This is a genomic window from Arthrobacter sp. efr-133-R2A-63 (assembly GCF_030209795.1).
Classification (GTDB): Bacteria; Actinomycetota; Actinomycetes; order Actinomycetales; family Micrococcaceae; genus Arthrobacter; species Arthrobacter bambusae_A.
Map to the genome: position 1 here is coordinate 39,348 of NZ_JARVRG010000011.1, position 13,124 is coordinate 52,471.

10 protein-coding genes are annotated in these 13,124 nt (G+C 63.3%); 5 read left to right on the forward strand and 5 right to left on the reverse strand.

From position 1 onward, the window contains the following. Positions 1–7: 7 nt before the first annotated feature. The 3 genes from QRN45_RS05845 to QRN45_RS05855 form a co-directional block, all read right to left on the reverse strand. Positions 8–985: an ABC transporter permease gene (locus QRN45_RS05845; RefSeq protein WP_241708015.1), complete on the reverse strand. Its 978-nt coding sequence runs from the start codon at positions 983–985 to the stop codon at positions 8–10. Between the two features lie 127 nt (positions 986–1,112). Then, positions 1,113–2,789, reverse strand: coding sequence for an ABC transporter substrate-binding protein (locus tag QRN45_RS05850; protein ID WP_284762649.1), 1,677 nt, complete (start codon positions 2,787–2,789; stop codon positions 1,113–1,115). Between the two features lie 78 nt (positions 2,790–2,867). Further along, entirely contained in the window at positions 2,868–3,938 is a 1,071-nt protein-coding gene (locus tag QRN45_RS05855) for a LacI family DNA-binding transcriptional regulator (protein WP_241708017.1), read from the reverse strand. A gap of 376 nt (positions 3,939–4,314) precedes the next feature. Here QRN45_RS05855 and QRN45_RS05860 point away from each other — a divergent pair, with 376 nt between their 5' ends. Beyond that, positions 4,315–6,921, forward strand: coding sequence for a glycoside hydrolase family 32 protein (locus QRN45_RS05860; RefSeq protein ID WP_284762650.1), 2,607 nt, complete (start codon positions 4,315–4,317; stop codon positions 6,919–6,921). A 543-nt stretch (positions 6,922–7,464) separates the two neighbouring features. Here the strand turns inward: QRN45_RS05860 and QRN45_RS05865 are convergent. Next, the gene (locus tag QRN45_RS05865) at positions 7,465–7,758 is read right to left on the reverse strand and encodes a putative quinol monooxygenase (protein ID WP_241708018.1); all 294 of its coding nucleotides are present in this window, start codon (positions 7,756–7,758) and stop codon (positions 7,465–7,467) included. Between the two features lie 46 nt (positions 7,759–7,804). Then, positions 7,805–8,803, reverse strand: a complete 999-nt coding sequence (locus QRN45_RS05870) for a LacI family DNA-binding transcriptional regulator (protein ID WP_241708019.1) — start codon at positions 8,801–8,803, stop codon at positions 7,805–7,807. Positions 8,804–8,969: 166 nt separating this feature from the next. Here QRN45_RS05870 and QRN45_RS05875 point away from each other — a divergent pair, with 166 nt between their 5' ends. From QRN45_RS05875 to QRN45_RS05890, 4 genes are all read left to right on the forward strand, one after another. After that, a complete protein-coding gene (locus tag QRN45_RS05875; RefSeq protein WP_241708020.1) occupies positions 8,970–10,085 on the forward strand; it encodes a substrate-binding domain-containing protein in 1,116 nt (371 codons plus the stop codon). Between the two features lie 95 nt (positions 10,086–10,180). Then, on the forward strand, positions 10,181–11,227 hold the full coding sequence (locus QRN45_RS05880; RefSeq protein ID WP_234750546.1) for an ABC transporter permease: 1,047 nt from the start codon (positions 10,181–10,183) through the stop codon (positions 11,225–11,227). Further along, the gene (locus tag QRN45_RS05885) at positions 11,224–12,018 is read left to right on the forward strand and encodes an ATP-binding cassette domain-containing protein (RefSeq protein ID WP_284762653.1); all 795 of its coding nucleotides are present in this window, start codon (positions 11,224–11,226) and stop codon (positions 12,016–12,018) included. The genes QRN45_RS05880 and QRN45_RS05885 overlap by 4 nt, the downstream gene beginning before the upstream one ends. A 118-nt stretch (positions 12,019–12,136) precedes the next feature. After that, positions 12,137–13,099: a carbohydrate kinase family protein gene (locus QRN45_RS05890; RefSeq protein ID WP_241708022.1), complete on the forward strand. Its 963-nt coding sequence runs from the start codon at positions 12,137–12,139 to the stop codon at positions 13,097–13,099. Positions 13,100–13,124 lie beyond the last annotated feature (25 nt).

The window sequence follows — 13,124 nt, forward strand, 5'->3', positions numbered from 1 at the left end:
GGGTCCCTCAGTTGCTGCGCACACGCGGGTCGAGGCGGACGTAGAGGATGTCCACCAGGAAGTTCGCCAGCAGCACAGCGGCGGTGATGGTCAGGAACAGGCCCTGCATAAGCGGGTAGTCGAGGCCTTGGACGGCGTTGAGGAGTTGGTAGCCGACGCCCGGATACGCGAACACCACCTCGGTGAGCATTGCACCACCCACCACGAAGCCCAGGCTCATGCCGAAGCTCGTGACCGACGGGAGCATCGCGTTGCGGGCGGCGTAGCGGAGCATGATGCGGCCCGGCCGGAGACCCTTGGCCTCGGCCATGGTGATGTAGTCCTCGGCGTTCGTGGCGATCATGGTGTTCCGCATGCCCAGCATCCAGCCGCCGATGGACACCAGGACGATCGTCAGCGCCGGGAGCACAAGGTGCGCACCGACGTCGCCGATGAACTCCCAGGTGAAGGCGGGCTCCAGTCCATCCGTGAAGGCGTGGCGGATCGGGAACCAGCCCAGCACTACGCCGAACAGGTACAGGGCTCCCATGGCCAGCCAGAAGTACGGGAAGGATCCAATGAAGATCAGGAGCGGTGGCAGGGCGGAGTCGATCGCGCCGCCGCGTCGCCAGGCGGCCAGGATGCCGAGGAGATTGCCTATGATGGCGGCGAACACCAGGGCGGTTCCGCCCAGCAAAAGGGTCCAGCCGATCTGGCTGGCGATGACCTCGGTGACCGGGGTGGGGAAACGCGAGATGGAGACACCCATCTGGCCGGTCAGTATGTTGTGCATGTAGTCGACGTACTGTTCCCAGAGCGGCCGCGTATCCACGCCGAGCATCTTGCGCAGGGCTTCGATCTGTTCGGGCTGCATCTTGCCCTGGGTACGGGCGAACATGCGTGAGACGGGGTCTCCCGGCATGAAGCGCGGGAGCAGGAAGTTCAGGGTGATGGAGGCCCAGAAGGCGATCAGGTAGAAACCCAGGCGGCGCAGGATGAAGCGCACGGTTGCTCCGTTCGGGAAAGGCGGGGTCCGGGACGACAGTGGTCCCGGGCGGGAAAGATGAGAAGGTTCCCGGCCGGTGGGAACCGGAATGTGGCAACTGCAGCCACCGGCCGGGAACTGGTGCCGGCTACTTGCGTGGTTCCAGAGTGGTCAGGACCAGGACCGTGGTGGGGGAGCGGTCAGAGAGCGTTGCGTAGGGGTTGTCTTGAGTGGGCCATCCCGTGAAGTGAACGTCCGTGTAGTCGCCCCATTCGGGGCCGGAGAACAGTGGAACCGTGGGGGCCACCGCGTTGTATTCCGCCTGAAGCTGGCTCGCGATCTGCTTCTGTGCGGCTTCGTCGCCGGCAGCAGCGAACTGCTGCAGGAGATCATCGGCCTTCGGATCGCCGAAACGGTGGTAGTTCTCGGTGGCCTTGGCGCCCACCGGCTTGACGGTGGAGGTGCCCATGGTGGAGCTGAAGTACTTGAACGGGCTGGGGTCGTTCGCGCTCCAGACGATGCCGGTGTCGAACGTTCCCTGCTCGTAGCTGGAGACGACGGAGGCCCAGTCAGGGGAGTCCACCTTGGCGGTCACGCCGATGGCCTGGAGGTTCTGGGCGATCACGTTGGCCACTGAGAGCCAGTCGGAGGAGCTGGCGCCCACGGAGATCTTGAACTCGAAGGGCTTGCCGTCCTTGAGGGTGCGTTTGCCGTCCGCGCCCTTGGGGTAACCGGCTGCGTCGAGCATCTTGTTCGCTTCGTCGACGTTCAGCTTGGTCCAGGTGCAGTTGTTCGCCACATCGGCGTTCTTCCAGCTCGCGTAGTTGCCGGAGAGGCCTGTGCAGTCGGCCGGGGTGGCGTATCCGCTCATGCCGATCTTGGTGACCTGGTCACGGTCAACTGCCATGCTCAGGGCCTTGCGCACTGTCGCGTCGTTGAACGGCGCTTTGCTGGTGTTCAACTGCCAGTTGATCATGGCGCCCGTGGGCGGGAACCAGAAGTGGCGATGGTCCTTGTCCTTGGCGATGAAGGTCTTCTCGATGTTCGGGATGAACTGGGTGGACCAGTCCACATCGCCGTTGACGCTGGCCAGGTTGGCGGCATCGTTTCCGGACATTGCCAGCATTTTGATGCCGGCGATCTTCTGCTTGTCAGGCTGCCAGTAGTTCGGGTTCTTCTTCAGCACGAAGGACTGGGACTGGAAGCTGTCCACCTGGGTGTAGGGGCCGGTTCCTACGGGGTTGGCGTTGGTGTCCTTCGCGGGATCGGCGATGGATGACCAGATGTGCTTGGGGAGGATGGGGAGCTGCCCGATCTCATAGAGCGCGGGGGACCAGGGCTTGTTGAAGGTGAATGTCACCTTGTCGGTGCCCACCGGAGTGACGGAATCCAGGTACTCGAAGCCGCCCTTGAGCTTCTTCTGCAGCTGGAAGGTGTAGGCCACGTCATCGGCGACGAAAGGCTGCCCGTCGGACCACTTCACGCCCTCACGCAGGGTGAAGGTGACGGATTTGCCGTCCTTGGCAGCGTCCCAGGAGGCGCCCAGCCAGGGGACCGTGTTTCCTTTGGCCGGGTTGAAGACCATCAGGGGTTCGTAGATGGCCTGCTGGACCATGGGGTTCACAGTGGGGGCGAAGGGGTTGAAGTTACGGTCGAAGGTGCTCATGTCCTCACGCGGGATGGTCAGGAAGGCGTTCGCGTTGGCTCCGGCGTCGGTGCCGGCGGACTTGTTGACGGTGGCAGCGCAGCCAGTCAGCAGCATTGCACCCACAGCCAGTCCGGCCGCTGCAATGCGGGCAGACCTCAAGAATCGGGGTTGTGTCATGATGGGTATCTCTTTCCTATCTTCATCAGCAAGGTGAAGTGGTGGGTAAGGGTTTGCTCTTCGACATTGATTTCACGGTCAGACCGAAGAGCGTTCTAGCAGCGGACAGTCGACCAATTGTTGGTCGGCAGTGATCGGCTGTCCTGCTGTGAGAGCTGCGAGCGTCTGGACTCCCAGAGCGCCCATTTTTTCGAACGGCAACGCAACCGTGGTCAACTTTGGCCTGAGGTAGGCCGCAATCAGTTCCTGGTTGTCGAAGCCGATCACGGCGATGTCGCCGGGGATGGTCAGTCCCCGTTCCTTGATGGCGTCATAAGCGCCCATCGCCATGCGGTCATTGAGGCAGAACAGTGCGGTCGGCCTGTCCTGCTGGGGGTAACGATCCAGGATTTGGCACGCCGCCTCATAGCCTCCATCCGCCGTCGCATGCCCGGACACCACCAGCTCCGGATCCAGTTCCAGCCCGGCGCCCGCGAGTGCTTCTCGTGCACCCTCCAAACGCCCGATGGCCGCGGGAATGTGCGGGTCCAGATTGATGACTCCGATCCTGCTGTGGCCGGCCCGGAGCAAACGATCGACGGCAACCCTGCCGCCCGCGCGCTCGTCCGGGACGATCGAGGGCAGCTTCCCGTCCGCGTCGAAACAATTGATCAGGACGGTGGGAACCTCGTGGGCGCTTTCCGGAACGTGCACGCCGCGGTGGTATGTTGCCGCGTACAAAAGTCCTTCTACTCGTTGTTCCAGCAGCTTTTCCGTTGCTGCATCTTCCAGCCCTTGGTTGGGTCCCACGGCATCGGCCTGGTCGGAAGGCGCGATGAGCAGGAACCGGTGGTCAAGCCAGGCTTGATCCTGGGCGCCCTTGATGATGTCCACCGCAAACGGGGCCGTCACGATCTCGGTGACGAGTCCGTACCAATCACTGCGCTGGGAAGCCAGTGCGCGCGCTCCGGCATTCGGGCGGTAACCCAATGCCTGAACGGCGTCGTTGATGCGGATGCGTGTTTCCTCAGAAATGCTGGCGTTTTCTCGGTTGCTCAGCACGAACGAGACCGCCGTCCGGGAGACACCGGCGTGCCGGGCGACATCACTCATGGTGACACCCCGCTGCCGCACAGCGGCGGCTTTCTGGTGGGTGGTGGTTTTCGCCATTGAATGCTCCGGTGTCTTCGTTGATCCTGCGCGCAGTACCAAGGGTTCGGTCTGAGGTCGTATCGCAATCGTTGGCAAGTAACGCGGGTTACCTTCAACGGTGTGATTGAGGTTACACGCGTTACCTCGTGGCTGTCAACGGCTTCCACCGGCATGCGGACAGTTGGTTCACGACCACTTGAGCCAGGCCGGGCGTCGGAGGATTTGACTGTTGACTTGTCCGGTGGACAAGCCGTAGGTTCCCTTTTTGACAACGTTGTCTTCGTTCGGTGGATCTGACGCAAGTGCAGCATTTGAGTCGATCAAGGCCCCACACAACCAGCCGAGCGACAACCGGCATTACCTGCCTGTCACTGTCGACACGAAAGGTGAATACGTGCGCCGCACACATTCCGGTCCCGGTCTGACACCCGGACCAATATCAAAAAAACGTCTCAACGCCCTGATCCTCGCCGCCGCCATGGCCGCTGGCAGCGCCCTTCCGCTGTCCGGCCCGGCTCTGGCCGCGGACACCTCCGGGGCGGCCTCGACGGCTTCCGGCGCGGTCGGAACTTCCTCGCCCTACTCCGAGACATACCGGCCCCAGTTCCACTTCAGCCCGGCAACGAACTGGATGAACGACCCGAACGGCCTGGTCTACTACCAAGGCGAATACCACATGTTCTTCCAGTACAACCCCTCGGGGGACACCTGGGGCAATATGTCCTGGGGCCACGCCGTCAGCACGGACCTGGTGCACTGGACGCAGCTTCCGCTCGCCATTCCGCAGGACGACAAAAACATGATCTTCTCGGGCAGTGCTGTCATCGATAAAGACAACACGACGGGCTTTGGCCGGCCGGGCAACCCCGCCATGGTGGCAATCTACACCGCCGCCGACAAGGCTACCGGGAAGCAGTCCCAAGCACTCGCCTACAGCACGGACAAAGGCCGGACCTTCACCAAATATTCCGGGAACCCAGTGCTGGACATCGGGTCAAACAACTTCAGGGACCCGAAAGTCTTCTGGTACGAGGCCGGACACGAGTGGCTGATGTCGGCCGCGTTGTCCGACCAGCACAAGGTGTCTTTCTACAGTTCTCCTGACCTGAAAACGTGGAAGCATCTGAGTGATTTCGGTCCTGCAGGTGCCACGGGCGTTGCCTGGGAATGTCCTGACCTGTTCCCCCTGCCGGATCCCGCCAACCCCGGCAAACAGAAGTGGGTACTGACGGTCAACCTCAACCCGGGCGGGATCGCAGGAGGTTCGGGCGTCCAATATTTCACCGGAAGCTTCGACGGCACCAAGTTCACCTCGGATGACAAACCCTACGTCCCCCCGGCCGGGACATCTCTGGGAAACTTCGATAACGGTACTTACGATGGCTGGCAAACCACCGGGACCGCCTTCGGCACTGCCCCGGCAACAGGAAGCCTGCCGGGCCAGTCCAGCGTTACAGGCTTTGAAGGAACCGGCTTCGCTAACAGCTTCAACGGCGGTGACGGCCCCACCGGCACACTCAGTTCCCAGACCTTCACCGTCAACAAATCCCACCTGAATTTCCTCGTCGGCGGCGGCAACCACCCCTACGCCGCCGACACCGTCCCGTTCGGCACCCTGCCGGCCGGTCAGGTGTTCAACGACTTCTCCGGGACCACCTACGGTGCCGGCTGGACCGCCACCGGTTCCTTCGCCAGCTCCGGGCCCTCGACAGAGAGCCTGCCCAACCAGCTCGGCCCCAAGGTGCTGGACACCTATGCGCCCGCCGGAGATCCCGGCACGGGCACCATCACCTCGCCGACCTTCACGGTCAACAGCCCGTACATCGACCTGCAAGTCGCTGGCGGGAACCACCCCTGGGGCCAGGCGAACGCGACCGCGGTCAACCTGATCATCGGCGGACAGGTCGTCGCGACCACCACCGGCCCCAACAGCCCTGACCTGACGTGGACGAACTGGGACGTGAGCAAGTACCAAGGCCAGCAGGCGCAGATCCAGGTCGTGGACCAGAACGACGGGTCCACCGGCGGATGGGGCCACCTCATGGTGGGCGACATCGTCTTCGCCAACGCCCCGGCCAAGTCCTGGGACACGCAGACCTCCGTTAATCTCGTCGTCGACGGCAAGGTGGTGCGCTCCGCCACGGGCGCAAACAGCGAGAACCTGGACTGGGCGTCGTGGGACCTGAGCGACCTGATCGGCAAGCAGGCGCAGATCCAGGTCGTCGACCACAACACCGGCGGCTGGGGACACATCCTGGCCGACGACTTCACCCTCTCAGACACAGCGGCACAATCCGCAGTCCAACGCGCTCACTGGGTCGACTACGGCAAGGACAACTACGCCGGTGTCACCTTCAATGACGCCCCTGGCGGCAAGCGGATCATGATCGGCTGGATGAACAACTGGGACTATGGAGGATCCATTCCCACCTCACCATGGCGCAGCGCCATGACCGTCCCGCGGGAGCTGTCCCTCCAAACCGTCGACGGCGCACCCCGCCTGATGCAGACACCGGTCAAGCAGCTCAACCAGCTCACTACGGGGCCGTCCGTCCACAAGGAGAACATGTCCGTCCCTGCCGGAAGCATCGTCCTGCCGGCCACAGGGAAGGCGCTCGACATCTCGGCGTCCTTCACTGCCGGTACTGCAAGCTCCTACGGACTGAAAGTCCGCACCGGGTCCGGCCAGGAAACACTCATCGGCTATGACAACAAATCCGGACAGGTCTACATCGACCGGACCAAGTCCGGCGCCGTGGGATTCAACCCCGGCTTCCCCGGAGTTCAGACCGCGCCGCTCACGACAAGCGGAGGAACAGTCAAACTCCGGATCCTGGTTGACTGGTCCTCGGTCGAAGTCTTCGCCGACGACGGGAAAATCGTCCTGACAGACCAGATCTTCCCGGACCCATCCAGCCAAGGCATCGAAGCTTTCGCCAACGGAGGAAACGCTGTTCTTACTTCTCTGGACGTCAAGCAGATGAAGTCGGCCTGGCAATAACCGGAAGCCCCATCGCATTGATCAGACCGCGGCGCCCGCAACTTCACCGTTGCGGGCGCCGCACCCAGCGGCCCTTGCATCATGCACGTACCGGGGCAATCATGCCGGGTCAGGAGAGCAGCCAGCAGACCTCATCCTGCAACCGGAGCGGGCTACGAAAATGCGCCGGAGCGGCGCCGCATCAGGAAACAGGCGTCCACGAGTCCTCCTGAGGAGGATGGGACACGACGAATGGCACTTCCAGCCAGTGCCCATCGCTTCCATGACGGAGGGGGTCGTCTGCCCGGTGGTGCCAGATTTCCAGGCGCATCATCCACTCTTGAGTATGCTTCTGCACCCGCCCCATGGTGTCCTTTGCTGGAGCGTGGCCGGGCATAGAGATGGACGGATCCCTTGTGGTGCTGCCTGTGCTTCCTGGCTTCAGTTGAATTGCGTATTAAATGCGCAATGGTCGTTGCTGCTCCCGAAGTAGTCCGGGAGCAGCAACGACCGCTGGGGTGCAGGCGCTTTTCAGCCCTGCGCACTTTTCTGCCTTGGCGGGCCCTAAATCAGTGGGTGGAGCCAGGTCAGGACGGAGCCGTCTTCTTCGATGTGCTCGGCGAGTTCGGCGTTGAATTTCCGGCCGTATTCCGCTCCGATGTGTTCCTCGAATGCCGCTTGGTCGCGGTAGACCTCGAACACGAAGTATTCCCGCGGGTTGGTTTCGCGGGTGTAGGGCAGGAACATGACGTTCCCGGGTTCCCGGCGGACGTGAGCGGTGAGCTCGGCCATCATTTCGGCCACCCTCGCTTCGCTGCCCTGTCTGACGGTGAATTCCGCGTACAGTGTTTTGGTCATGTCCGGTCCTTACTTGGTGGGTTCGGATGTCTTGCAGAGTTGGTTGTTAGTTCAGTGGCGGGAGCTCGCCTGATCCCCTAGGGATCAGTTCTGACGGGACGATGTAGGTTTTCGGGGCGCCGTCGTCTCCGTCGATTCTGGCGAGGATCCGTTCGGCGGCGAGTTTGCCGATGCGCTCGGGGTGCTGGGCGATCACGGTGATCCCCGGTTCCATCATGTCGGCCAGGGTGAAGTCGTCAAATCCGATCAAGGCAACTTTGTGATGCAACCCAAGGGATCTCAGCGCGCGCATGGCACCGAAGGTGATCAGGTTCTGGCTGGAGAAGATCGCGGTGGGAGGGTTCTCCGAGGTGAGCAACTCGATCGCCGCCCGGAGGGCGGTCTCCTCGTCGTGGAGTCCGTTGCGCACCGGGATGGTCGAGGTCGCAATTCCTGCCCTGCCGATTTCCTCCAGGAACCCCGTGCGGCGTTTCGTTGCCGTCTGGATGTCTGTCCGGTCGCCGAGGTAGGCGAGTCTGGTGTGGCCGTGGCGGATGAGGTGCGCGGCCGCCTTTGAGGCGCCCGTCTCATTGTCCGTGACCACCGCGTCGGCTTCGATGCCTACCGGCTCGCGGTCGATGAACACCATGGGCAGGTTCCGTGAGTGCTCCGGGATGACGTAGGCCTGGCTTCTGGCGATCGGGGTCAGGACAAGTCCGTCGACCCGGCGCCCCAGGAAAGCGGAAATCAGCTTTTTCTCCCGCTCCGGATCGTCATCCAGGCTTGAGGCGAAAACCGCAATCCCGCGCTCGGTCAGTGCGTCTTCCAGTGCCCTGTGGATCTCGCCGCTGAAGGGGTTGGAAACACTGGGCAGCAATAACCCGATGGATTGGGTCTTGCGTCCGGACCGTTTCAGGCTGCCCGCCGTCATGTCAAGGTGATACTGCAGCTGTTCCGTGGCCCTGAGCACCCGCTGGCGTGTTTCCTCCGAAACGCCTGGTTCGTTGTTCACGACTCTTGAGACCGTCTTGATCCCGACTCCCGCGAGATCCGCGACGTTTTTCATCGTCGGAGGCCTCCGCCCGGAAACGGATTGGTAACGATTAGACACCGTTGTCAACGAACTGCTCCTCATCATCGATTAACACTTGACTCCCCAGTGTGAGCTTGGTTACATGATACATGACATCGTTGTCTGGCGCCGGAAAGGCGCCACAAACACAGGAGTTTCAATGTTGAGTTCCAAAGCCCCGAGGCCGGCCGCGACCCGCCTTCTTGCCGCCGGCGCAGTCCTGACCCTCGGCGCACTTAGCTTGACCGCCTGCGGAGGCAGTTCCTCTAGCTCTTCCTCCAGCGGAGGTGCCGCAGGAAAGATCGGCGTTTCGCTGATCGTGAAGACCACCTCCAACCCGTACTTCGTGGCGATGGAGGACGGCGCGAAGAAGGCAGCCGAAGGCGGCAATATTGACCTGAAGCTCGCTGCAGGCAAGTCCGACGGCGACGAGGACACTCAGATCCAGGCCATCGAGAACGCCATCTCGAGCGGTGACAAGGGCATCCTGATCACCCCGAACGGCCCGGCCGTCGTCGACGCGATCAAGAAGGCCCGCGACGCGGGGTTGTACGTGATCGCCCTGGACACCCCGCCGGACCCGGCAAGTGCCGTGGACATCACCTTCGCTACCGACAACTTCGCGGCCGGCAAGCAGATCGGCCAGTGGACCGCGGCGCAGCTGGACGGCAAGAAGGCCACCATTGCGCTGGTGGACCTGTTCAGCGACAAGGTCGTCTCGGTTGACTACAACCGCGACCAGGGGTTCCTGACCGGCCTGGGCATCGACACCGCCGACAAGACGAAAAACGGTGACGAGGCCAAGACCGGCAAGTACACCGGCGGCAAGGGCGGGGACTACGAGATCGTCGGCAACCAGGCCTCCCAGGGCGCCGAAGACGGCGGCCGCACGGCAATGGAAACCCTGCTGTCCAAGAACCCGAACATCAACGTCGTCTACACGATCAACGAACCTGCCGCGGCAGGCGCCTACGAGGCCCTGAAGGCCGCGGGCAAGGACAAGGGCGTGCTGGTCGTCTCCATCGACGGCGGCTGCACCGGCGTGAACAACGTCAAGTCCGGCATCATCGGTGCCACTGCCCAGCAGTACCCGGTGAAGATGGCCCAGCTGGGCGTCCAGGCCATCCAGGACCTGGCCACATCAGGCAAGAAGCCCACGGTCTCAGCGGGCCTGGACTTCTTCAACACCGGCTCCGCACTCGTCACGGACAAGGCAGTTTCCGGACTGCAGAGCATCGACACGACGGCTGCTTCCCAGATCTGCTGGGGCAAGTAACGCCTCTCTCTGCGGGGGGCGCGCTAAAAGCGCCTCCCCGCAGAATACCCAGCACGACAACAGTTATAGAACATTGAAGTTCAGGAGCAATTCAAGTGACCCAGCAACAGACCGCCGGCCCGCCGAGCGCCGGTCATGCTGACCTGGCCGAGGAATTCCTCGACCGCCAGACCCCTCTCAGCAGAATCCGCAACATTCTCCACCGCTACCCGGCCCTCAGCCCCGCCATTGTCCTGCTGATCGCGGTGGTGGTCTTCGGGATCCTCAATGAGCGCTTCCTGCGGGTGGAGAACCTGTCTCTCATCACGCAGCAGGTCGCGGTGGTGGGCACCCTGGCGATCGCCCAGACCCTGATCATCCTGACGGCCGGCATCGACCTCTCGGTCGGGGCGGTCATGATCCTGTCCTCAATGGTGATCGCCCAGCTCGCAGTCAGCAACGGCATCCCCGGGCCGCTCGCCCTCATTGCAGGTCTCGCCGTCGGTCTGGCGGCCGGGGCACTCAACGGCTTCCTGGTGACCAGATTCCGGCTCCCGCCGTTCATCGTCACCCTCGGAACGCTGAACATTTTCGTCGCTTTGACGCTGCTCTACTCCGGCGGCAGCACGGTCCGCGGATCCGCGATGCCGCCGGTGCTCACATGGCTGGGAAGCACGTTCCCGATCGGACCCGTACGCATCTCCACCGGCGTCGTCATGATGATCCTGCTCTACGTCGTGGTCGCTTTCATCCTGGGCAAGACCGCCTGGGGACGGCACGTCTACGCCGTGGGCGATGACAAGGAAGCCGCCCGGTTGGCCGGCATTCCTGTGAGCCGCGTTCTGATGAGCGTCTACCTTGCCGCCGGGGCGGTGCTGGCAGTCGGTGCCTGGATCCAGATAGGCCGGACGAACGCCGCCAGCCCGAACGCCGGGGTCGACCTGAACCTGGACTCCATCACCGCCGTCGTGATCGGCGGAACCAGCCTCTTCGGCGGCCGCGGCTCCATCTGGGGTTCCCTGCTTGGCGCATTGATCGTCGGCATCTTCCGCAACGGTCTCTCACTCGCAGGCCTGGACGTCCTCTACCAGACTCTCGCCGTCGGGATCCTGATCATCGTTGCCGTGTCTATCGACCAGTGGATCCGAAAGGTCAAGTCATGACCACGACAGAATTTGCAGCCTCCCACACCAACACCCGCGAACCCATCCTCAAGGCCAGGAACCTCGTCAAGACCTTCGGCCGCGTCGTCGGCCTCGACGGCGTGAGCCTGGACCTGTACCCGGGCGAGGTACTGGCCGTCATCGGCGATAACGGCGCCGGCAAGTCCACGCTCATCAAGTGCCTCACCGGCGCCGAAATCCCCGACGCCGGGGAGCTCTACGTATCGGGACAGCAGGTCCACTTCAAACGACCGCAGGACGCGCGGGTCCACGGCATCGAAACGGTCTACCAGAACCTGGCCGTCTCCCCGGCCCTCGATGTCGCCTCGAACCTGTTCCTCGGCCGTGAAGAACGACTCCCGGGCCTCCTGGGGAGCGTGTTCCGGATGCTCGACACCAAAGGCATGCGCAGGAAGGCGAAGGAAGAGCTGACCCGGCTGGGCATCTCCACCCTGCAGGATGTCACAGTTCCGGTCGAGAACCTTTCCGGCGGCCAGCGCCAGGCCGTCGCCGTGGCACGCGCGGCGGCTTTCGGGTCCAAGGTGGTCGTTCTGGACGAGCCGACGGCGGCCCTGGGCGTGCGCGAATCGAACCAGGTCCTCCAACTGGTCCGCGACCTGCGCGACCGCGGCCTGCCGGTCATCCTGATCAGCCACAACATGCCGCACGTGTTCGATGTGGCCGACCGGATCCACATCCAGCGCCTGGGCAAGTGCGCGGCCACCATCACCCCGCAGTCCCACAGCATGACCGACGCCGTCGCAATCATGACAGGAGCCGCAAAGGCCTGACGGGCCCACCGGCACCTCCCGCTCCACCGGAGCCCCTTCTCCGTCCGCGGACCTGCCAACAGGTCCGCGGACGGATCCATACCGGGCTCCCACCAGTCAACCCGAAGAAAGAACCCCGATGCACAAACCCCAACCGGACGGCTCCAACCACGAGCTGATAGACGCTGTTGTCATCGGCGAAGCCCTGATCGACATCGTCAACGGCCCCGAAGGATCCATCAGTTATCCGGGCGGGTCCCCGGCCAACGTCGCCTATGGCCTCGGGCGGCTCGGCATCCGGACCGGGCTGCTCACGGCAATCGGCGACGACGAGCACGGCACCGCCATCACCAACCACCTCCACAGCGCAGGCGTCGAGCTTCTTCCCGGATCCGCTTCCCTTGAACGGACGGCAACCGCCACCGCGACATTGGCTGCCGACGGCTCAGCCAGCTACGAGTTCGACATCGCCTGGCAGCTGGCACCTGTGGCGCCGGCCATGATCCCGAAAATTCTGCACACGGGCTCGATCGCTACGTTCCTGGCCCCGGGAGCCGGCACCGTCCGCACTCTTCTCGAGCAGTGCCACCAGTCCTGCCTGGTCACTTACGACCCCAATATCCGCCCTGCTCTCCTTGGCAGCCACACCGAGGCAACGACGATCTTCGAGGACCTGCTTCCGCTCACGGACGTCGTCAAACTCAGCGACGAAGATGCACACTGGCTCTACCCCGGATGGTCCCCGGACGACGTCGCCTCCCACTTGCTGCAACATGGCGCGCGCCTGGCCGTCATCACCAAGGGCGCCGACGGTGCCCTTGTCGCCACACCCGGCGGCCGCTTCAGCATCCCGTCCGTGAAAACCGACGTTGCCGACACCATCGGCGCCGGCGACTCCTACATGTCCGCACTCATCTTCGGACTGCTGACCCGGGGCGACGAAGCGTTTACGCCGCCCGGGCTCGAAGCCATTGGGCAGACCGCGTCGATGGCCGCCGCAATCACAGTGAGCCGCCCGGGCGCCAACCCGCCGACCGCCGAAGAGTTGCAGACGCGTCTGGCAGGCCCTCGGCGACGTCGGCACGCCGTCGCCTATTCTTAACCATCCACCGCCCGATCTTCGGCTG